Source organism: Nonomuraea fuscirosea (assembly GCF_035917475.1).
Lineage (GTDB): Bacteria > Actinomycetota > Actinomycetes > Streptosporangiales > Streptosporangiaceae > Nonomuraea > Nonomuraea fuscirosea.
In genome coordinates, this window is sequence record NZ_CP109074.1 from 9,994,544 (window position 1) to 10,015,421 (window position 20,878).

Below are 20,878 nucleotides of genomic sequence, written 5' to 3' on the forward strand. Positions count from 1 at the left end.
CATGCGCATCGGTGAGCTGGCGGAACGCACCGGAGTGAGCACCCGCTCGCTCCGCTACTACGAACAGCACGGGCTCCTCCGCGCCCGCCGTGGCTCCAACGGCTACCGCGACTACGCCGAGGACGACGTCCGGCTGGTGTCCGAGATCCGGGCCCTGCTCCAGATCGGCTTCACGCTGGAGGAGACCAGGCCGTTCGTCGACTGCCTGCGCCGGGGGAACAGCACCGGCGGCTCGTGCGCCGAGTCGGTCGAGGTCTACGAGCGCAAGCTGACCGAGATCGACCAGGAGATCCGCGTCTTGCTCGCCCGCCGCGCCGAGGTGGCCGCCCAGCTCGCCCAGTCCTGCCCAGGATGCTTTGTGAGGGGATGAAGATGATCACGTTGACCACGGACAACTACGAGGAGCAGGTGCTCAAGAACGACAAGCCGGTGCTGGTCGAGTTCTGGGCCGAGTGGTGCGGGCCGTGCCGGATGGTCGGGCCGGTGCTGGAGCAGATCGAGGCCGAACACGGCCTGACGATCGGCAAGCTCAACACCGACGAGAACCCGGAGATCATGGCCCGGTACGGCGTCATGGCGGTGCCGACGATGCTGCTGTTCGAGAACGGCGAGCCGGTCAAGCAGATCGTGGGCGCCAAGCCGAAGCGCATGCTCGTCTCGGAGCTCGGCCTGGCGTAGCGCCGCCGCCGTACCCGCGGGCTCCCGAATCCGCTCGGGCGCCCGCCACGACATCTGCCGCCGCGCCCTCGAAGATTGTCGGCCCCAGCCGCTAGCCTGCCTGGCATGGCCAAGACAGCCCAGAAGCCCGGATACCGCTGTGCCGAATGCGGGTGGCGCACCACGAAGTGGGTCGGCAGGTGCGGCGAGTGCCAGGCGTGGGGCACGGTCGACGAGGAGGGCGCCCGCGCCGGCGTCAACGTCGTCCAGGCGGGCGCGACCACCGCGCCGGCCCTGCCGATCGGCCAGGTCAAGGCCGAGCTGGCGACCGCCCGCACGACCGGCGTGGCCGAGCTCGACCGGGTGCTCGGCGGCGGGCTGGTGCCGGGCGCGGTCGTGCTGCTGGCCGGTGAGCCCGGCATCGGCAAGTCCACGCTGCTGCTGGAGGCCGCCGCCCGCATCGCCGAGCGCGACACCGTCCTCTATGTCACGGGCGAGGAGTCCGCGGCCCAGGTGCGGCTGCGGGCCGACCGCATCGGCGCGATCCAGGACCGGCTCTACCTCGCCGCCGAGACCGAGCTGTCGGCCCTGGTGACCCACGTGGAGAAGGTGGAGCCCAGGCTGCTGGTGGTCGACTCGGTCCAGACGATCGGCTCCGCGCAGGCCACCGGGGTGCCGGGCGGGGTGACGCAGGTGCGTGAGGTGGCGGCCAACCTGGTCCGGATGGCCAAGGAGCGCAACATGTCCACCGTCCTGGTCGGCCACGTCACCAAGGAGGGCTCGATCGCCGGCCCGCGCACCCTTGAGCACCTCGTCGACGTCGTGCTCAACTTCGAGGGCGACCGCCACTCCCGGCTGCGCATGGTGCGCGCGATCAAAAACCGGTTCGGCCCGACCGAGGAGGTCGGCTGCTTCGACCTGCACGAGCGGGGCATCGAGGGCATCACCGACCCGAGCGGGCTGTTCGTCTCCCGGCGCAGCGAGCCGGTCCCCGGCACCTGCGTCACCGTAACCGTCGAGGGCACCCGTCCGCTGCCCGCCGAGGTGCAGGCCCTCGTCGCCCGCACCGACGCCCAGCAGCCCCGGCGCACCTCCTCCGGCCTCGACACCTATCGCGTGCAGATGATCCTGGCGGTGCTGGAGCGCCGGCTCAACGCCCGGCTCGGCGGCTGCGACGTGTTCACCGCGACGGTCGGCGGCATCAAGCTGTCCGACCCCGCGGTCGATCTGTCCGTCATGCTCGCCGTCGCCAGCGCCGCCGGCGACAAGCCGCTGCCCTCGGGTCTGGTGGCGCTGGGCGAGGTGGGCCTCGCGGGCGAGTTGCGGCCGGTCAAGGACGTGCGCAGGCGGCTGACGGAGGCCGCGCGCATGGGTTTCAAGCGCGCTCTCGTACCCGCCGGATCCCTCGAAGAGGCCGGTCGCAGGCGCGGCGGGCAGCGCGCGCTGGTGCCGGTGGGCCCGGTGGCGTTCGCGCCCGGATTCGAGGTGGTCCAGGCGGAGAACGTCTGGGACGCACTCACACACGTCACATGAGCACGGCTAAGCTGAGGTGACCGATCGACACGGGGGTCAGGTGGATAGGAGTCTTGACGACCGCCGTCGCGAAGCCCTGGCCGCTGTGGCGCCGGGCACACCTCTGCGCGACGGCCTGGAGCGAATCCTGCGCGGACAGACCGGCGGGCTGATCGTCCTCGGCTACAACGGGGTCGTCGAAGAGGTCTGCAGCGGCGGCTTCGAGCTCGACGTCGACTTCTCCGCCACCAGGCTGCGCGAGCTGGCCAAGATGGACGGCGCCATCGTGGTGAGCGGCGACCAGAAGATCGTCCGCGCGGCCGTGCACCTCGTGCCCGACCCCGCCATCCCCACCGACGAGTCCGGCACCCGCCACCGCACCGCGCAGCGCGTCGCCCTGCAGACGGGCCTGCCGATCATCGCGATCAGCAAGTCGATGCGCATCATCGCCCTCTACCTCGACGGCATCCGCTACGTCCTGGAGGAGTCGGCGGCCATCCTGTCCAAGGCCAACCAGGCCCTGGCCACGCTCGAACGCTACAAACACCGCCTCGACGAGGTCTCCGGCACCCTGTCGGCGCTGGAGATCGAGGACCTGGTCACGGTCAGAGACGTGGCCGCCGTGGCGCAGCGGCTGGAGATGGTCCGCCGCATCTCCGACGAGATCAAGGGTTACGTGGTCGAGCTCGGCACCGACGGCCGGCTGCTCTCCCTCCAGCTCGACGAGCTCGTGGCCGGCGTCGACTCCGAGCGCGAGCTGGTCATCCGCGACTACCTCCCCGCCCCCGCCGGCCGCCGCCAGCGGCGGCTGCTCGAAGCCCTGCACGAGCTGGACGAACTGTCGGGCAACGAGCTCCTCGACCTCTCCACCGTCGCCCGCGTCCTCGGCCACACCGGCAGCGACCAGCTGGAGAGCGCGGTCAGCCCGCGCGGTTTCCGCCTGCTGGCCAAGGTCCCCCGCCTGCCCGCGACGGTGGTGGACCGGCTGGTCAACCACTTCGGCGGCCTGCAGAAGCTGCTGGCCGCCAGCATCGACGACCTCCAGGCGGTCGGCGGCGTCGGGGAGTCCCGGGCCCGCAGCGTCCGCGAGGGCCTGTCCCGCCTCGCCGAATCCTCCATCCTCGAACGCTACGTCTGACGCCCTTCCCGGCCTCGAAACGCCAGTCGAATGAACTCGACCAGGGCGGTCAGCGGAGGTGGAAGACTCCCTTGGTGCTGCGCATCTTCCCCATGCGCACCGTCGCCACGTACGTCCCCGGCAGGGCCGCCGACGGGGTCGCGCGACAGTCGGAGCTCGACCGCCGCCTGTCCCACTCCAGGGACCGCACGTACGGAACCCCCCGCTGCAGTTGCCTGATCTCCATGCCCTCACCGCTCACGCAGTCGGCCGTGGACCAGATGCGGTCGGCCCCCGAGGTGATGCGGATCTCCATCGCCCGCGGCCCCACGTCGGTGGTGCACATGACCGTGCCCGTGTTCACCAGCGTGACCATGAAGCTGGGACGGGAGCCGCCCGGGTATATCTGCTCCTTGCCGCCCTGGAGGCTGAGCACCAGGTCCTGCTCGGAGCAGGGCTCCCCCGGCCGCCTGGGCCGCTGGGTGGGCGTCGCCTTGGGGGTGGCGGTGGGCGAGGGGCTGGCCGTGCCCATGGCGAGCGTACGCAGCCCCGCGAGCAGCGGGTCGACGGAGGGCGTGGCGCTGACGCTCGCGCTCGGCGAGGTCTGCGCGCTGGACGAGCGCTCCGGGCCACTGCCGCTGGAGCACGCCCACGCCACAACGGCCACCACGACGAGCACCGCCACCAGAAGGCTCATCCGGCGCCGCCAGTAGATGTCACCGCCGTCGCCACGCATCGTATCCGGGTCCATACACCAAGTCTGGTGACGAGTCAGCGACGGTGAGTGACGACACGCCGAGTCTTGGCCATCACGGAATACCCTTGACCGCGTGGCCGAGCCGAACCTCCTGCACACCGCCATTCTGGACTGGTACGCGGACAACGCCCGCGATCTCCCCTGGCGTGCCCCCGAGGCGACACCGTGGGGGGTGCTGGTGAGCGAGATCATGCTCCAGCAGACCCCGGTCGTCCGCGTCCTGCCCATCTGGCACGAGTGGATGGAGCGCTGGCCCACCCCGAAGGCGCTCGCGGCGGAGCAGCCCGGCGAGGCCGTACGCCATTGGGGCCGCCTCGGCTACCCGCGCCGCGCCCTGCGCCTGCACGCTTGCGCCAGGGCCATCACCGACGAGCACGGCGGCGAGGTGCCGTCCGACCACGAGACCCTGCTGGCGCTGCCCGGCATCGGCGAATACACCGCCGCCGCGGTCGCCAGTTTCGCCTACGGCGGGCGGCACGCCGTGCTCGACACCAACGTGCGGCGGGTGTTCGCCAGGGCGGTGCGCGCGGAGGAATACCCGCCGACCGCCACCTCGGCGGCCGAGCGGCGACTGGCGGAGGCGCTGCTGCCCGAACTGGGCGCGCCCCGGTGGGGGGTGGCCGTGATGGAACTGGGCGCCCTGGTGTGCACGGCCCGCGCGCCGCGCTGCGCCGACTGCCCGATCACCCACGTGTGCGCGTGGCGCCTGGCCGGCAAACCACCGCACGCCGGCCCGCCACGCAAGGGCCAGACGTACGCGGGCACCGACCGCCAGTGCCGCGGCCGCCTGCTCGAAGTGCTGCGCGACGCGCACGGCCCGGTCCCGAAAGCGGCGCTCGACGCGGTGTGGGACGACGCCCCGCAACGCGAACGCGCCCTGGACGGCCTGATCACCGACGGCCTGGCCGAAGTCCTCCCCGACGACACCTACCGCCTTCCGCACGCCTGACCCCGCCACCTCCCGCAGCCGGGGCGCCCGGGAGGCATCGCCGCACCCGCGGCGCGAGGAAACCCGGGCCGCACCTCTCCCCTGCGACGTGCGGAACCAGGGCCGCGCCTCTCTCCCCCGCAGGCCCGCAGCCCGCAGGTCTGATCGTCAGCGCAGGGAGCCGAGGACGAGGCGGATCATCGAACGGGCCAGGGCCTCCGGGTCTCCGTCGGCGCTCTCCGGCAGGGCTCCGCTGAGCCACAGGCTGGTGAAGCCGTGGACGAGCGACCAGGCGGCGATCGTGGTCGCCCGGTCGTGCTCAGCGCCCGGCGACAGTGCGTGGGCGCTGGTGATGAGCACGCCGGCGGCGCGCTCGTGCGCGGACTGGACGCTGGGATCGTCGGCGCGGTAGAGCTCCGGCCGGAACATCACCTCGAAGTAGGGCCGATGGTCGATGGCGAAGCGGACGTAGGCGACGCCGACCTCCCACACGTCGGCGGCGGCGCGTTCGAGAGCGTCGGCGAACAGGCCGAAGCCCTCGGCGGCCACGGCTGTCAGCAGGCCCTGCTTGTCGCCGAAGTGGTGGGCGGGCGCGGCGTGCGAGACGCTGGCGCGGCGGGCCAGCTCGCGCAGGCTCCATCCGGCCGGACCGGACTCGCCGATGGCTTGAAGAGCGGCGTCAATGATGACGCGTTTCAGATTGCCGTGGTGGTAGGACGGCTGATCGATCTCTCTCACCTCCGCGTTCCGCATGACGGATCCACCGTATCTTGACATTGACAAGATAGGAAATCTGCTCCAATCTTGCCGGTGACAAGATTGGAGGGAGAGATGGTTCCGTTCTTCGCTCTCACGGGCGGCTTCGTCGTTCTCCGCTTCATCGGCGTCCTGGAGCTCGCCGGCGCCGTAGGGCTGCTGTTGCCGCCGCTCGCGCCGTACGCGGCGATCGGGCTGGCCCTGCTCATGCTCGCCATGTTCCCGGCCAACGTCTCGGCCGCCCGCCGCGGCCTCACCCTGGCCGGAAAGCCGGTGACCCCCGTGCCCGCGCGTACGGCCCTGCAGGTGCTGTTCATCGCCGCCGCCGTCGCGGCGGCCGCCTGAGGACACGCGCCACCACCGCCGGCCTCGCCCCACCACCGCGAACCCCTTGAGGACAACGCACATGACCACAGAACAGACCGCCGAACACACCGCCCAGCACGCCGCCGACATCGACTACATCGACCACACCGTGCTCATCACCGCCGACCTCGCGGCGACCTCCGCCCGCTATGAGGCGCTCGGCTTCACCCTCAGCCCTGTCTCGCCGCACCACCTGGCCGAACGGCCCGGCGGCCCGCTCCTGCCCACCTGCACCGCCAACCGGTGCGCCTACTTCGGGCAGTCGTTCATCGAACTACTCGGCATCGTCGATCCCGCCGCCCCCGACCCCTGGGGTGTTCACGAGCTACGCCGGACCTACCGCGGCCTGCTCATGACGCTCGGCTCGCGCGACATCCAGGCCACCGCCGAACGGCTCCGCGCCACCGGCCTGACCTCCACCGGGATCCGCGCGCTGGAACGAGAGGTCGCCACCGCCGACGGGCCGCGGACGGTACGCGCTGACAGCGTCCGCATCGATGCCGCCCACACCCCCGAAGGGGCGCTCCAGACGACGCAGCACCACACCCCTCAGTACGTTCACCAGCCGCGCTATCTCGATCATCCGAACGGCGCCGTCGGCCTGCGCAGCGTGCTGCTGGTCGTGCCCGACGACGAGATCGACGACCACGAGGAGCGCTACGCCCGCCTCCTGGACACTGACGTGTGGATCGAGGGCCCCAAGCACGTGCTCCCGCTGCGGCACGGGCGAGTGGAGATCATTCCGGAGTCCTCCCTCTGCGACTTCCTCCCCGGCCACGCGGTGCCGGGCCTGCCGCTGCTCGCCGCCCACACCGTCGCCGTCCGCGACCTGACCACCGCGCGCAAACTCGTCGAGCACAACCTGATCGCCACCCACGCCACCTCCGACGGCTTCTACGTCACCGCCGAAGACGCCTGCGGCGTGCCACTCGCCTTCACCCAGAACTGACCTCTCGCGCCTCACCCAGGGAGGTCGGCGTTCACCGCGCCCAGGGCGGTACCAGGCGTTCGGTGGCCTTGGGGGCCAGGGCGCAGGCGTCCGGATCCGACACACCGCCTGGGTTGTAGACCTGGGCCCCGGCCGACGCGACCACGACCGACACGAACCCGTGCTCGGGGTCGGCGTACATCTGCCGGCTCACGTCCGCCGGGAGCACCATCGTGTCGCCGGGCCCCACCTCGAACCGCTCGCCGCCGAGCCGCACCACGGCGGCCCCGGACAGCCACGTCCACACCAGCTCGGTGTCGAACGCGTGCACCGGCCCCACCATCCCGGGCTTGGCGTCCACCCGCCACACTGCCTGCCCCGCGCTCCCCTGGGTCGGGGAGGCGAGGGTGGTCATCACCCCATTGGGCGTCTCGATCCTGCGGGCCTCAGCCCCAGACACGAAGGACCCAGGTACTGCGGATTCCGGTACGACAGACATCGGCAACTCCTTTCACGCGATCCACGGCGGGACGCCGTACTCGGTGCCGTCGGCGGCGAATGCCCGGGCTCCGGCCGCGGCCGTGACGACGGCCGTGTAGCCGGTGGCGGGGTCGGCGAGGACGCGTCGCACCGTACGGGCGGGCATGACGACCGTGTCACCGGCCGTCACCTCGAACCGCTCCCCGCCCAGCTCGACCGTCGCCGCCCCGGCGACCCAGCTCCACACCTGCTCCACGTCGAAGTCGTGCACGGGCCCCTCGGCGCCCGGCTTGGCCTCGACCTTCCACAGGGCCCTTGAGGCCCCTCCCTGCGTCGGCGAGGCGAGCGTCGTCATGACCCCGCCAGGAGTCTCCGACCGCCGCGCGTCGTCCGCATGGATGACGGCCATGCCACTTACCCCCTAAGATAGGCAACCACGTTGTCCATATAGTTAACCAGGTTGTCTATCGTGTCAAGCCATGGCTTCGAACTGCCCCTGCGCCTGCTGCTCGCGTTCCGGATGCTGATCGACGAGCTGCACGCGGAGCTCGCCCGGCAGGGTCACCCGGACATCAGACCCATGCACGGCTTCGTCATGCAGGCGATCGGCCCGGCCGGCACCACCGCCGTCGAGCTGGGCCGTACGCTGGGCGTCTCCAAACAGGCCGCGGGCAAGACCATCGACACCCTGGAACGCATCGGCTACGTCGAACGCACCACGGACGCCCAGGACACCAGACGCAAGATCGTCCGCCTCACCCCGTACGGCATGGACGCACTCAACCGCTCAGCCCGCATCTTCGACACCCTGCGCGCCCACTGGGCCGGCGAGCTGGGCGAGGACCGCCTGAACGCCCTCGAAGCCGACCTGCGCACGATGACGCCGGGCAACCCCTGGCGCCTGGACACCCCCGGCTGGTTCGGCAACCTCTGACCCCTCCGCCCCGAGGCCCCGACGGCGCCCTCCGGCCGCCTCGTCGCGTTGGACGACGCCTGGTCTCAGGACGCGGACGGACGGGAACTGAGGCCCGCCGTCCACCCGTTCCCATCGACCCCGGCCAGCGCCCGCGCCTGCCGGACCCGTACGCGGACGTCGCCTCCAACTGGAGGAAGCGATGTGCCGGGCAGGTCTCCAGGGTGCAGGCAGGTCAGCGGGCCGCCCGCGGTGTCGACGTCCACCCGGGTGGCGATCCCCAGCGCGACCGTGCGACGCAGCGTTCCGGGCACCGGCCGTACGTCGTCATCACCCTGACCCGCGGGACCGTCGGACGGATCGAGGATGAGGTGGGTGTGCTCGGGCCGGGCCACGAGCGGATGGGTACGGCCGGTGAGCGCCGGCGGAAGCAGGTTCGTGTACCCGAGCAGCCGGGCCGTGTCGGCGTCGCTGGGATGGTCGAGCACCTCGGCGGTCGGGCCGTGCTGGCGGATCCGGCCGCCGATCAGCAGCGCGGTGTCCTCGGCCAGGGCGAGCGCCTCCTGCCGGTCGTGGGTGACCAGGATCGTGGCAGTGGGCTGCCCGCTCAGCGCGGCGCGCAGGTCGGCGATCAGGTCGGCGCGGGTGGTGCTGTCCAGTCCGGTGAACGGCTCGTCGAGCAGCAGCACCTTGGGCCCGACCGCGAGCGCGCGGGTGATGCTGACCCGCTGGGCCTCGCCGATCGACAGGCTGCGGATGTCCCGGTCGGCGAACGGAACGAGGCCGAGCGCCTCCATCCACGGCCACGCGCGCTGCCGGGCCTCGCGCCGGCTCATCCCGCGGAACCGCAGCCCGCTGATCACGTTGGCGGCGACCGTACCGCGGCGCAGGATCGGCCGTTGCAGCACGGCGGCGATGGCATGACGCATCAGCGGCCGGGTGGCAGGATGGCCGTCGAGCAGGATCCGCCCGCTCACGCGGTGGTTGCTGAGCAGACCCAGCGCGCGCAGCAGGGTGGACTTACCGGCTCCGTTCGGACCGAGCACGGCCAGCGTACGTCCTGACGCGACGTCCAGCTCGGGCACGCTGAGCAGCTCACGGTCGCCGGCCCGCACGCGCAGGTCCCGGCAGCCGATCCCAGCGCCTCGGCCACCCACCCCAGTGCCCTGGCCCCCCATCCCGGTGTGCCGGCCACCCACTCCAGCGCCATGAGCGCTCATCCCGGTGTGCCGGCCACCCACCCCAGCGCTCTGACCGCTCATCGCGGCACCGCCCGCTGCTGCTGGACGAGGGTCAGCGACAGATTCACGCCGAACGCGATCAACAACAGGATGAGCCCGAACGCGATCGCCAGCGAGAACTGCCCCCGGCTGGTCGCCAGCACGGCGGCGGTGGTGAGCACCCGGGTCTGCCCGACCAGGTTGCCCCCGACCATCTGCGCCGCCCCCACCTCGCTCACCACCGCACCGAAAGCCGCCATCGTGCCGGCGAACAGCGGCAGCCTGGCCTCGCCCAGCAGCGCCGCGAACGCACGGACGCGGTTCGCCCCGAGAGCCTGCATCTGTACACGGAAGTCGGGATCGACCTGTTGCAGCGCGGCCGCGACCAACGCGATCACGACAGGGGTGGCGATCGCGGCCTGGGCGACGATCATCGCGGTCGGTGTGTAGAGCAGCCCGAGCCCGCCCAGCGGCCCGCTGCGCCACAGCAGCACGGTGACGAACAGGCCGGCCACCACCGGCGGCATGCCCATCCCCGTGTTGGCCGCCGCCAGCAGGACCCGCCGGCCGGGAAAGCGGGCCAGCGCCACGATCGCGCCCAGCGGCAGGCCCACCAGCAGGGCGATCGCGGTCGCCGTCAACGAGACGCGCAGGGTCAGCGCGATGATCGACCAGCTGTCCTCGTCCCCGGACAGCAGCAGCTTGACCGCGTCCACGAACCCGTCGAACAGCACGTCCATAAGGCGGCCTCCCGGACTGTGCTCATTCGCCCAGCTTCGCTTCGTCCTTGCCGGCGTCCGGGGTGAACAGCGGCCGGCCGAACTTCGCCCGTCCGAACTCGCCGATGAGCCGCTGCGTGGCCGGGGCGACCATCCAGTCCGCGAACGCCTCGGCGCCGTCCGCCCGCACCCTGCCGCCGGCCTTCTGGGTCATCTCGATGACGTGGTAGACGTTCAGCAGGCCCGGGTCGCCCTCGCTGAGCACCTCCAGCTCCAGGGAGTCGCGCTGGGTGAGGTACGTGGCCCGGTCCGACAGGGTGTAACCGGCCTTCTCACCGGCGACCCGCAGCGTCGCGCCCATGCCCTGGCCGGTGGACTGATACCAGGAGCCGCCCGGCGTCACCCCGGCCTGGGACCAGAGGCCCTTCTCCTTGGAATGCGTACCCGACTCGTCGCCCCGCGAGACGAACACCGCCTTGGCGTCCGCGATCTTCTTCATCGCGTCCGCGCTGCTCGCCCCCCGCACACCGGCCGGGTCGGCCTTCGGGCCGAGCAGCACGAAGTCGTTGTGCATCACCAGCCGCCGGGCGCCGGCCGAGCCCTCGGCGACGAACTTCTCCTCCGCTTCCGGCGAATGCACCAGCAGCGCGTCCGCCTCCCCGCGACGGCCCAGCTCGATGGCCTGCCCGCTGCCGACCGCCACGGTCTTGACCTGCCAGCCGCTCTCGCGGGTGAACACGGGCAGCAGTTCGTCGAGCAGGCCGCTGTCCTGGGTGCTGGTGGTGGTGGCCAGGATCAGCGACTTCTCCGCCGGAGCCGCCGACGCCGCCGACGTAATCGCGGAGGGCCCGCCGGCGGAGGGGGCGGTCCCGCACCCGGCCAGGAGAACCGCCACGATCCAGGCGATACCGATCAGGATCCCTCTACGCATGGATGTGACCCTATCTGCGCTACTTCAGAGTAGTGCAAGGGTAAGTTATTGCGATGTGACCCGATATCGGGAAATCTGCAGCGACCTCGCCCACCAGATCAGCGCGGGGGCCCTCCAGCCCGGCGACGAACTGCCGGGTGTGCGCGACATCGCGCAGCAGTGGCACACCACCGCCTCCACCGTCAGCCGGGCGCAGCGCCGGCTGGCCGACGCCGGCGTGCTCGAACTCGCCGAACGCCGCCGCGCCCGCGTGGCGCCCGGCGCGGCGCTCGCCGCCCGGCGCTTCATGCACGAGGACCAGGTCTTCACCCTGGCCGGCAGTGACGACCCAGCGCTCGACCTGCTGCTCGGAACGTTGTCCGGCCAGTTGAAGATCACCCAGCGCGAGGGCAGCGTCTCCGGTCTGGCCGCGGTACGCGAAGGCCGCGCCGACGGGGCCGCGATCCATCTGCTGCACCACACCGGCGTCTACAACGCGCCCTTCGCGCGCGGCATGCTGCGCGGCCTCGGAGCGCACCTGATCCACCTCTGGCGACGCGAGCAGGGCCTGATCGTGCCTCCGGGCAACCCCGGCCGCATCACCGGCATCGCCGACCTGGCGAACCGGCGCATCTCCACCCGCCGCCCCGGCACCGGAACCCGGATCCTGCTCGACCGGCTGCTCCTCGCCGCCGGCCACGACCCGGACGACCTCAGGGGTCCCCAGGTCGGCACACATCTCGAAGTCGCCCTGGCCGTGGCCACCGGAACGGTCGAGGCCGGCCTCGGCATCCGCTCGGCCGCCATCGGCCTGGACCTCGACTTCGTCCCCCTGACGTGGGAGGACTTCGACATCGCCCTGATCAAGAACGGCCTCGACCCGGCGGCCCACCTCATCGCCGTCCTGCGGACGCCGTCCCTGCGCGAGAAGATCACCGCGCTCGGCGGCTACGACACCTCCCGCTCCGGCCAGGTCACCGAACTCACCGGCACGGAACGGGCCCGGCGTTGAGCAGGCGTCGGTGAACTAGGCGGCCAGTTGCAGACCCAGGCTGGTCAGATTCGTACGCGCCCAGGCCAGCTCCTCGGCCAGCAGCGACACCAGCGCCCCCGGCCCCTTGGCCCGCCCGGGAACCATGAGGTTGTGCGTCTCCACCTCGATGTGCGCACTGCCGCTCACCGCGCCCGACAGCAGGGCCGTCAGCGTGTCGTGCAGCACCGCGCCCGTGCTCGGCGTCTCACCGGTGTGGTTGTGCACGTGGCCGAGCTTGACCACGGGCGCGCCGGCCGCGGCCAGCCCCTTCAGCGCCACACCGGGCTCCTCGGCGCCGCACGCGAGGTGGCAGGCGTCCAGGCACACGCCCAGGTGCTCGGAGTCGATGCCGCCGACCCGCTCCAGCGCCTGCTCGGTGGTCTCCAGCACGCAGCCGGGCCACGGCTCGAACCCGACCCTGATCGTCTTGCCCGATGTGCTGTAGATGCCGCGCAGCTCGCGGGCCAGCCGCTCAAGCCGGCGCGTGGCGATCGCGTGCAGGTCGGCGGGCCAGTCGCGGCGCCAGCCGATCGGGATCGTCGAGATGCTGCCGAACCGTACGTCCTCGGGCAGCAGGAACGCCAGGATCTTGGCCAGCGCCATCGTGTAGCGGTAGCGCTCCGGCTTGGCCCAGTCGGGGCCGGGGACCTCCTGGTTGCGTCCGCCGGTGCCGTTGAGGCTCACGACCTCCAGGCCGCGCTCCTCCAGGGAACGACGCAGCCGTACGAGCTCGATGCGGTCGGCGGTGAGGTGGTCGGCGACGGCCGGGGACAGCCAAAGCCCGATGCCCATCCGCTCCACTCCCAGCCGCTTGCGCACCGGAACCGCGTATCGCGTCAGGTGGGCGATGAGGTTCTCCAGGTCCTCAGCGGGGTGGACGCCTGCGTTGTAGGCGAGGTGAACGAGCGTTCCGTCATCGTGACGCAGGCGCATCGGTTTCCTCCACGGCTTGCTTTGAGTGTTCCCCTCGCCCGCCTCGGTACGTACGAGCCATGTGAGCATGCCTGCTTGCAGGTGGCACGCGCGTCCGCCCTGAGTTGACATCTCGCTACTCCCTGCGGAGCAGCCTTCAGCCTAGGGACACGCACTTGTCGCTCACTTGGATGAGACTTGGCGAAGCTCTACGCAGTGTAGTACTACTCGCGGTGGCGTCATACCCGTTGGCCCAACAATTACGCAACGACCGCAACCTTCTCACTTCTGCTCATCTCGTACGGTGAAGATCGCCAAGATGCCCGCAGGCGCCCCTGAACACCCCCCCGGCGATCCCCCCGGAGGGGTCACAGCCCGGCGCCACCGGTCGCGTCGATCACCCTGCCCGTCACCCAGCGCGCGTCGTCGGAGGCGAGGAACGCGACGACGTCGGCGATGTCCTCGGGCTGCCCGACCCGGCCCAGCGCATGGAGCGACGCGGCGTGGGCCTCCGCGTCCGCGTTGCCGCGCAGCCATCCCGCGTTGAGGTCGGTGTCCACGATCCCGGGGGCCACCGAGTTCGCCGTGATGCCTCGCGGGCCCAGTTGCTTGGCCAGGTTGAGGGTGAAGGTGTCCAGGGCGCCCTTGGTGGAGCTGTACGCGATGATGTCCGGCATGGCCAGCCGGGCCGCGCCGCTGGAGATGTTGATGATCCGCCCGCCGTCGCGCAGCCGGCCGAGCCCCTGCTGCACGATGAAGAACGGCGCCCGGACGTTGACCGCGAAGATCCGGTCGAACTCCTCCTCGGTGAGTGCGGCCAGATCCGAACTGCGGCCGATGCCGGCGTTGTTGACGATGATGTCCACGCCCGCCGGAAGCGAGTGCCGCTGGAGGTGGGCGTCGAAGGCGGCCCACAGCGCGGCCGCGTCACCGTGCCCGCCCAGCTCGGCCCGGATCGCGAACGCCCGGCCACCCTTCTCGCCGATCCTTTCGACGACCTCGTCGGCCGCGCCCTGATCGCGGGCGTAGGCGACGGCCACGACCGCGCCGTCCCGGCCGAGCCGCTCTGCGATGGCTCGCCCGATCCCCCTGCTGCCGCCGGTGACCAGCGCCACCCTGCCCTCCAGCACGCGTCCGCCCATGACGATCCCGCCTCTCAATTCTTGAGTGTTCACTCAACAAGTACGCTAACACGACTTCTTGAGTGAACGCTCTAGAATGTGGGGCATGGGTCAAGCAGCACGGGGCCGTCCGCGTACGTTCGACCGTGACGCGGCACTCGCCGCGGCCACGCGGCTGTTCTGGGAGCGCGGCTACGAGGCCACCTCGCTGAACGAGCTCACCGAGGCGATGGGCATCCGGCCAGGCAGCCTGTACGCCGCCTTCGGCGACAAGAAGGCGCTGTTCAAGGAGGTCGTACACGCCTACACCCGCTCGCCCGTCGGCGCGTTCGTCGGCGTCGCCCTGCGCGAGGAGGCCACGGCGCACCACGCTTTCGCCCGCATCCTGCGCGAGGCCGCGACGATCTACCCCGATCCCGCGCACCCCGCCGGCTGCCTGACCATCAGTGCCGCCACCAACGTGACCGTCCAGGACGCCGAGATAGCGGCGTTCCTGCGCGAGCTGCGCAACGCCAACCTCGCGGTCTTCCAGGACCGCCTGCGCGCCGCCCAGCGGGACGGCGAACTGCCCCCGTCCGCCGATCCCCGCGCGCTGGCCGGATACTTCGCCGCCGTCGTCCAAGGAATGTCGCAACGCGCCCGGGACGGAGCCGACGCGGCCGAACTCACCCAGATCGCCGACCTGGCCCTGGCCGCCTGGCCGAGCCGTCCCCCAAGCTGACGCGCACTCCCACGTGACCAAGGTCGTGTACCGCCTGCGCGAAGCTGAGAGCGGGTGCCGTCGGACTGCACCGGGGTGTGCGCCATCAGAGAGCAGGCGTCGTCGCAGGCACGTCGGCGCGTCTCTCCGAGCGGCCGCCACACGGCGGAGTGATGGTCATGACGGTGCTGGGGATGTCGAGCTGGATCCGGTGCCACCGTCCACGCGGGACGACGGCGGCGGTGCCGGCCGTCAGCCGGATCTCCTCCTCGCCCTCCCCCGGCCGTTCCGCACGCAGATAGAGGCGGATCTTGCCGATGACGCAGGACACGATCTGCTCGGCCTCGGTGTTCACCTGCCAGTGGTCGGCGTGGACATCGGCACCGGTCCTGGCGTGGAACGCCTTCAGATGCCAGCCGTCGCGCCCGACGTCCACCGGCCGGGCTCTGGTGTGGATCCGGCCGCCCTGGGACAGGTGGATGACGGACGCGGAGAGCTCGATCGGGGTCACGGTCATGGAGTTTCCGCGGTGGCGGTCAGGACTGCGCGGGCGAGGACGTGGCCGGCGATGGTGAAGCCGAGGTACGCGGGGGTGGCGTCGGCCGGGACGCCGATGGCGTCGGTGCCGAGGGCGTGCACCACGACGAAGTAGCGGTGCGGGCCGTGCCCGGCCGGCGGGGCCGCGCCGAGGTAACGCGCCACGCGAGCGTCGTTGGGCAGCTGGTACGCGCCTTCGGGCAGACCGGAGCCGGTGTCGTCGCCCGCGCCTTCCGGCACCTCGGTGACGGTGGCGGGGATGTCGGCCACGGCCCAGTGCCAGAACCCGGAGCCGGTCGGCGCGTCCGGGTCGTACACCGTGACGGCATAGCTCTTCGTCCCCTCAGGGGCGCCGCTCCACGACAGCTGCGGGGAGATGTCCTTGCCTCCAGGGACGCCCGCGGACATCTGCGCGGCGGGCCAGGGAGCGCCGTCGGCCAGCGTGGTGCTGGTGACGGTGAAGGAGGGCACTTCGGGGAGGCGGGCAAAGGGGTTGTTCACGTCTGCTCCTTCATTGAGCTGGTGCGGGATGTCGGCAGCCGCGTACAGCACCATCCGGGGCGCCGTCGCGACACTATCGACCATAACACGAATAATCGATTATTTGGCGAATGGTCTATCCTGGGGACATGACGCAGACGGCCGACCCATCGGCGAAACCGATGCTCTCCGAGCGGGTCCACGCCCTGCTCCAGACAGCGATCATGAGAGGCGAGTACGCACCGGGCGAGGCGCTCAAGCCGCAGGAGCTGGCCCAGCGGCACCACGTCAGCCTGGCCGTCGTACGCGAGGCTCTGGTGCGCCTGGTCGGCGAGGGCATCGCGGTGCGGCTGCCCAACCGCGGCTTCGCCGTCCCCGACTTCTCGGACCGGCGGTGGCAGCAGATCGCGCAGGCCCGCCGCACGATCGAGCCGGTCATGCTGCGCCTGGCGATCGAGCACGGCGACCTCGACTGGGAGGCACGGGTACGGGCGGCCCACCACCGCCTGACCCGCACGCCGGCGTACGCGCTCGAGGAAGGCGAGTATTACAGCAGTGCGTGGTCGGAGGCACATCGCGTCTTCCACCGGACGCTGCTGGACGGGTGCGGCAACCCGGTGCTGCTGGACATGTTCGACCGGCTGTGGACGGCCGGCGAGCTGGCCCGCCGCTGGTCGGCCCAGCGCACCCCCGACCGCGACGGCGTCGCGGAGCACCGCCGCCTGGAGGAAGCGGCCCTGGCCCGCGACGCCGACACCGCCGCCGAGGTACTGACCCAGCACCTGACCCTGACCGTCGCCGCGCTCACATCGCCACCTGACGAGGCCTGAGCACGCCCCGCTGACCAGCAGCGCCCTCGACGACCCCGGAGAGAAGCGACAGCATCGAGGTCTCACCGGCTTGTCGTCACGTTGCCCGGCTGAGCGGACGGTACGTGCCACCCGTCCGGATCAGCGCCCCGGGGGTCAGCGGGCGGTGGCGGGCAGCAGCTCGCGGCAGTAGGCGGCGCACGGGTGGGCGGCGGCGGGCGGGCGGCGGCGGGCGGTCTATGACGCCCACATAGGCGACGGCATGTGCCTACGCGGGTACAGGCAAGGCTGCTCGCGTGACGGCTCACCGCCGGCAACGCCGCAAGCACTGAGGACGCGAAAAGCCCCCGCGTGAGACTCCACGCGGGGGCTTTCGTCAGAACAGGGTCAGTTCTGGATCGGGGCGGCGATGGCGGCGGCCGAGTCCGGGATCTTCGAGGACGTCTCGCCCTTGAAGATGAACTTGGCGTTGTCGCCCTCACCCTCGATGGTCACCTTCACGACCTGCCCCGGACGGAGCTCGCCGTAGAGGATCTTCTCCGACAGGGAGTCCTCCAGCTCGCGCTGGATCGTCCGGCGCAGCGGCCGGGCGCCCATGACGGGGTCGTAGCCGCGGTCGGCCAGCAGCTGCTTGGCGTCGGGAGAGACGTCGAGCCCCATGTCGCGGTCCTTCAGCCTGGCGTCGACCTGGGCGAGCATCAGATCCACGATCTTGATGATCTCGGCCGGCGTGAGCTGGTGGAAGACCACGATGTCGTCGACACGGTTGAGGAACTCGGGCCGGAAGTGCTGCTTGAGCTCCTCCTGCACCTTGGCCTTCATCCGGTCGTAGTTGGAGTCGGCGTCGTTGGACTTCGCGAACCCGACCCCGATGCCCTTGGAGATGTCGCGGGTGCCGAGGTTGGTGGTCATGATGATGACCGTGTTCTTGAAGTCGACCACCCGGCCCTGGGCGTCGGTCAGGCGACCGTCTTCCAGGATCTGCAGCAGCGAGTTGAAGATGTCGGGGTGGGCCTTCTCGATCTCGTCGAACAGGACCACGGAGAACGGCTTGCGCCGCACCTTCTCGGTGAGCTGGCCGCCCTCCTCGTAGCCGACGTAGCCGGGAGGCGAGCCGAACAGCCTGGAGACGGTGTGCTTCTCCATGAACTCCGACATGTCCAGGCTGATCAGAGCGTCTTCGTCGCCGAAGAGGAACTCCGCCAGCGCCTTGGACAGCTCGGTCTTACCGACACCGGACGGACCGGCGAAGATGAACGAACCACCGGGACGCCGCGGGTCCTTCAGCCCGGCGCGGGTGCGCCGGATGGAGCGCGACAGGCCCTTGATGGCGTCGTCCTGGCCGATGATCCGCTTGTGCAGCTCGTCCTCCATGCGGAGCAGGCGCTGCGACTCCTCCTCGGTCAGCTTGAAGACCGGGATGCCGGTGGCGGTCGCCAGGACCTCGGCGATGAGCTCCTGGGTGACCTCGGCGACGACGTCCATGTCGCCGGCCTTCCACTCCTTCTCCCGCCGCTCGCGCTTGAGCTGGAGCTGCTTCTCCTGGTCGCGGAGGGCAGCGGCCTTCTCGAAGTCCTGCGCGTCGATCGCGGACTCCTTGTCGCGACGGACGTTGGCGATCTTCTCGTCGTATTCGCGCAGGTCCGGCGGAGCGGTCATCCGGCGGATGCGCATCCGGGAGCCGGCCTCGTCGATGAGGTCGATCGCCTTGTCGGGAAGGTAGCGGTCGCTGATGTAGCGGTCGGCCAGCTGCGCGGCGGCGACCAGCGCGTCGTCGGTGATGGACACGCGGTGGTGCGCCTCGTAGCGGTCGCGCAGACCCTTGAGGATCTCGATCGTGTGGCTGAGCGAAGGCTCGGCCACCTGGATCGGCTGGAACCGGCGCTCGAGCGCCGCGTCCTTCTCGAGGTACTTGCGGTATTCGTCGAGCGTGGTCGCGCCGATCGTCTGCAGCTCGCCGCGGGCCAGCATCGGCTTGAGGATGCTGGCGGCGTCGATCGCGCCCTCGGCGGCGCCCGCACCCACGAGCGTGTGCAGCTCGTCGATGAACAGGATGATGTCGCCGCGCGTGCGGATCTCCTTGAGCACCTTCTTCAGGCGCTCTTCGAAGTCACCGCGGTAGCGCGAGCCGGCCACCAGAGCACCGAGGTCAAGCGTGTAGAGCTGCTTGTCCTTCAGCGTCTCGGGCACCTCGCCCCTGACGATCTTCTGCGACAGGCCTTCGACGACGGCGGTCTTGCCGACGCCGGGCTCGCCGATGAGAACGGGGTTGTTCTTGGTCCTCCTGGAGAGGACCTGCATGACCCGCTCGATCTCCTTCTCCCGGCCGATGACCGGATCCAGCTTGCCCTCGCGGGCGGCCTGGGTCAGATTGCGGCCGAACTGGTCGAGCACCAGGGAGGTCGACGGAGCGGACTCCTGCGGACCGCCGGCCGCGGCCGGCTCCTTGCCCTGGTAACCGTGGAGCAACTGGATGACCTGCTGCCTGACACGGTTGAGATCAGCTCCAAGCTTGACCAGCACCTGAGCCGCCACACCCTCACCCTCACGGATGAGCCCGAGCAGGATGTGCTCGGTGCCGATGTAGTTGTGACCCAGCTGCAAAGCCTCACGGAGCGACAGCTCGAGGACCTTCTTGGCCCGCGGGGTGAACGGAATGTGCCCCGACGGAGCCGACTGGCCCTGGCCGATGATCTCCTCGACCTGCTGGCGCACACCCTCAAGGCTGATGCCGAGGCTCTCCAGAGCCTTGGCGGCTACGCCCTCACCTTCGTGGATCAAACCAAGAAGAATGTGCTCAGTGCCGATGTAGTTGTGGTTGAGCATCCTGGCCTCTTCTTGGGCCAAGACGACAACACGCCTCGCTCGGTCGGTGAACCTCTCGAACATCTCGTCGCTCCTCACAGAGCGGTCAGTCAGGCCGGTAAATCCGGTCCCGTCCTCCCGCATGCTAGCCCTGGCTCGGCGAACCGTGCCCACTGCCGCTGACACGCTCTATAACAGACACGTTCCCCGAGAGCAGGGCGTTCACCCTCCATCCAACTACTGTTCGGGGGTGACGTGTTCCCGATACGCCGCAAGCGAACGATGTTTAGGACCCTTGGCGGAAGCGGCTCCATATCGCCGCACACGACGTACGCGGACCCACACGGATCGGCCATCGGACGCTCGGTGCGAAGGCCGGCACGGGGACGCCCTTCACCCCTGCATCTCAGATGCCGCGTCCGTATCTGTTACGCAATCATCCTATGTCGCGGCCCAAGCTTGGCCAAACGTGCGCGCTACGCCCTGAGCACAACGGGACACGGAACGCACACCGTATCCACGGCAAGGAACGCACGCCCTGACGACAGGGTACTGACGCCCTACTGACACATGCCACTAAGGCCGTACCGACACATGCCGCTGATGCCGTACTGCCGTACGACCCTCACGCCGTACTGACGCACGCCGGGCGGTGCCGACCGTACTCACGGTAATCGGATTTCCGTCATCCGGTCAGCCGGGTTACCGGAACGCATCCCGCATCTTGAGACGGCACCCCCGGCGCCCTCGGCATTCGCCGTCACTCGGCGCACTCAGCGGAGGTACGGCAAACGCAATCTCACGCACTCACAGAGTGACGAGTTTGTGAGTGCTTGCCCCGGGAAGCAGCATTCTGTGAGGCATGCTCATGCTTGTGGGTTATGCTCGCTCCGGCACATCGCTCGGGACCGGGTTTTGCGCACCCCACCCGTCCACGGCGGGCCGGTGTTTCGCATCGCCCACCCGTCCTTAGCGGGACCAGGTTTCGCCCGGCATACCCGTCGGTTTTGCGCGGCGGTCCGGTCCGTAGCGGGGCCGGGTTTCGCATCACCCGCCCGTCCCTTGCGGCGCCGGGTTTTCCACCGTTCGCGCGCATCCCGCGCGAGCCACGGTTTTGCACCTGCGTGCGCATCGCGGACCGGCCGGGTTTTCACCCCCGCCTCCACATCGCGGGCGGAGGAGATTTCCGGAAGCCCGCACATCGGCGCGGGCCGGGTT

The 20,878-nt window shown here is 70.5% G+C and carries 22 protein-coding genes and 1 pseudogene; 11 read left to right on the forward strand and 12 right to left on the reverse strand.

Annotation, left to right across the window (positions count from 1 at the left end; genetic code table 11):
• Position 1: 1 nt before the first annotated feature.
• The 4 genes from OIE67_RS45855 to disA all read left to right on the forward strand — a co-directional run bounded on the left by OIE67_RS45855 (position 2) and on the right by disA (position 3,307).
• A complete protein-coding gene (locus OIE67_RS45855) occupies positions 2-370 on the forward strand; it encodes a MerR family transcriptional regulator (protein WP_106245964.1) in 369 nt (122 codons plus the stop codon).
• Between the two features lie 2 nt (positions 371-372).
• Positions 373-678 (forward strand): thioredoxin, encoded by a 306-nt coding sequence (gene trxA, locus OIE67_RS45860; RefSeq protein ID WP_219912102.1) that lies wholly within the window; start codon positions 373-375, stop codon positions 676-678.
• A 105-nt stretch (positions 679-783) separates the two neighbouring features.
• Positions 784-2,190 (forward strand): DNA repair protein RadA, encoded by a 1,407-nt coding sequence (gene radA, locus OIE67_RS45865; RefSeq protein ID WP_326632419.1) that lies wholly within the window; start codon positions 784-786, stop codon positions 2,188-2,190.
• Between the two features lie 40 nt (positions 2,191-2,230).
• Entirely contained in the window at positions 2,231-3,307 is a 1,077-nt protein-coding gene (disA, locus tag OIE67_RS45870; RefSeq protein ID WP_326632421.1) for a DNA integrity scanning diadenylate cyclase DisA, read from the forward strand.
• A gap of 49 nt (positions 3,308-3,356) precedes the next feature.
• On the opposite strand, the gene OIE67_RS45875 is transcribed toward disA, so the two are convergent.
• Positions 3,357-4,037 carry a hypothetical protein gene (locus tag OIE67_RS45875; protein WP_326632423.1) on the reverse strand — a complete coding sequence of 227 codons (681 nt, stop codon included), beginning with the start codon at positions 4,035-4,037 and terminating at the stop codon, positions 3,357-3,359.
• A 79-nt stretch (positions 4,038-4,116) separates the two neighbouring features.
• Here OIE67_RS45875 and OIE67_RS45880 point away from each other — a divergent pair, with 79 nt between their 5' ends.
• Complete coding sequence (locus tag OIE67_RS45880) at positions 4,117-4,992, forward strand: HhH-GPD family protein (protein WP_326632425.1); 876 nt, start codon at positions 4,117-4,119, stop codon at positions 4,990-4,992.
• Positions 4,993-5,139: 147 nt separating this feature from the next.
• Here OIE67_RS45880 and OIE67_RS45885 read toward each other — a convergent pair whose 3' ends face one another.
• Complete coding sequence (locus OIE67_RS45885; RefSeq protein ID WP_326632427.1) at positions 5,140-5,724, reverse strand: TetR/AcrR family transcriptional regulator; 585 nt, start codon at positions 5,722-5,724, stop codon at positions 5,140-5,142.
• 78 nt (positions 5,725-5,802) lie between these two features.
• On the opposite strand from OIE67_RS45885, the gene OIE67_RS45890 reads away from it, so the two are divergent.
• Together OIE67_RS45890 and OIE67_RS45895 are read left to right on the forward strand one after the other, a co-directional pair.
• On the forward strand, positions 5,803-6,072 hold the full coding sequence (locus tag OIE67_RS45890) for a DoxX family protein (RefSeq protein WP_326632429.1): 270 nt from the start codon (positions 5,803-5,805) through the stop codon (positions 6,070-6,072).
• 61 nt (positions 6,073-6,133) lie between these two features.
• Positions 6,134-7,042, forward strand: a complete 909-nt coding sequence (locus OIE67_RS45895; RefSeq protein ID WP_326632432.1) for a VOC family protein — start codon at positions 6,134-6,136, stop codon at positions 7,040-7,042.
• Between the two features lie 31 nt (positions 7,043-7,073).
• Here the strand turns inward: OIE67_RS45895 and OIE67_RS45900 are convergent, their stop codons facing one another.
• Positions 7,074-7,436: a cupin domain-containing protein gene (locus OIE67_RS45900; RefSeq protein WP_326632434.1), complete on the reverse strand. Its 363-nt coding sequence runs from the start codon at positions 7,434-7,436 to the stop codon at positions 7,074-7,076.
• Positions 7,437-7,532: 96 nt separating this feature from the next.
• Complete coding sequence (locus OIE67_RS45905; RefSeq protein ID WP_106245954.1) at positions 7,533-7,910, reverse strand: cupin domain-containing protein; 378 nt, start codon at positions 7,908-7,910, stop codon at positions 7,533-7,535.
• Positions 7,911-7,970: 60 nt separating this feature from the next.
• Here OIE67_RS45905 and OIE67_RS45910 point away from each other — a divergent pair, with 60 nt between their 5' ends.
• Entirely contained in the window at positions 7,971-8,435 is a 465-nt protein-coding gene (locus OIE67_RS45910; protein ID WP_326632437.1) for a MarR family winged helix-turn-helix transcriptional regulator, read from the forward strand.
• Positions 8,436-8,500: 65 nt separating this feature from the next.
• Here the strand turns inward: OIE67_RS45910 and OIE67_RS45915 are convergent.
• The 3 genes and pseudogenes from OIE67_RS45915 to OIE67_RS45925 form a co-directional block, all read right to left on the reverse strand.
• Positions 8,501-9,505: pseudogene (locus OIE67_RS45915) on the reverse strand (ABC transporter ATP-binding protein); the annotation flags it as partial.
• 167 nt (positions 9,506-9,672) lie between these two features.
• Complete coding sequence (locus tag OIE67_RS45920) at positions 9,673-10,374, reverse strand: ABC transporter permease (RefSeq protein WP_326632441.1); 702 nt, start codon at positions 10,372-10,374, stop codon at positions 9,673-9,675.
• A 22-nt stretch (positions 10,375-10,396) separates the two neighbouring features.
• On the reverse strand, positions 10,397-11,284 hold the full coding sequence (locus OIE67_RS45925; protein WP_326632443.1) for a substrate-binding domain-containing protein: 888 nt from the start codon (positions 11,282-11,284) through the stop codon (positions 10,397-10,399).
• Positions 11,285-11,339: 55 nt separating this feature from the next.
• Between OIE67_RS45925 and OIE67_RS45930 the strand changes: the two genes are divergently transcribed.
• Entirely contained in the window at positions 11,340-12,275 is a 936-nt protein-coding gene (locus OIE67_RS45930) for a substrate-binding domain-containing protein (protein WP_326632445.1), read from the forward strand.
• Positions 12,276-12,290: 15 nt separating this feature from the next.
• Here OIE67_RS45930 and OIE67_RS45935 read toward each other — a convergent pair whose 3' ends face one another.
• Positions 12,291-13,229 carry a TIM barrel protein gene (locus OIE67_RS45935; RefSeq protein WP_106245945.1) on the reverse strand — a complete coding sequence of 313 codons (939 nt, stop codon included), beginning with the start codon at positions 13,227-13,229 and terminating at the stop codon, positions 12,291-12,293.
• Between the two features lie 347 nt (positions 13,230-13,576).
• Entirely contained in the window at positions 13,577-14,368 is a 792-nt protein-coding gene (locus OIE67_RS45940) for an SDR family oxidoreductase (RefSeq protein ID WP_326632448.1), read from the reverse strand.
• A gap of 67 nt (positions 14,369-14,435) precedes the next feature.
• Between OIE67_RS45940 and OIE67_RS45945 the strand changes: the two genes are divergently transcribed.
• Positions 14,436-15,050 (forward strand): TetR/AcrR family transcriptional regulator, encoded by a 615-nt coding sequence (locus OIE67_RS45945; protein WP_326632450.1) that lies wholly within the window; start codon positions 14,436-14,438, stop codon positions 15,048-15,050.
• An 85-nt stretch (positions 15,051-15,135) separates the two neighbouring features.
• On the opposite strand, the gene OIE67_RS45950 is transcribed toward OIE67_RS45945, so the two are convergent.
• Complete coding sequence (locus tag OIE67_RS45950; protein WP_326632452.1) at positions 15,136-15,546, reverse strand: cupin domain-containing protein; 411 nt, start codon at positions 15,544-15,546, stop codon at positions 15,136-15,138.
• Positions 15,543-16,121, reverse strand: a complete 579-nt coding sequence (locus tag OIE67_RS45955; protein ID WP_407674933.1) for a YbhB/YbcL family Raf kinase inhibitor-like protein — start codon at positions 16,119-16,121, stop codon at positions 15,543-15,545. The genes OIE67_RS45950 and OIE67_RS45955 overlap by 4 nt, the downstream gene beginning before the upstream one ends.
• Before the next feature lie 74 nt (positions 16,122-16,195).
• On the opposite strand from OIE67_RS45955, the gene OIE67_RS45960 reads away from it, so the two are divergent.
• On the forward strand, positions 16,196-16,876 hold the full coding sequence (locus tag OIE67_RS45960; protein ID WP_326632454.1) for a GntR family transcriptional regulator: 681 nt from the start codon (positions 16,196-16,198) through the stop codon (positions 16,874-16,876).
• A gap of 366 nt (positions 16,877-17,242) precedes the next feature.
• On the opposite strand, the gene OIE67_RS45965 is transcribed toward OIE67_RS45960, so the two are convergent.
• Complete coding sequence (locus OIE67_RS45965) at positions 17,243-19,744, reverse strand: ATP-dependent Clp protease ATP-binding subunit (RefSeq protein ID WP_326632455.1); 2,502 nt, start codon at positions 19,742-19,744, stop codon at positions 17,243-17,245.
• Positions 19,745-20,878 lie beyond the last annotated feature (1,134 nt).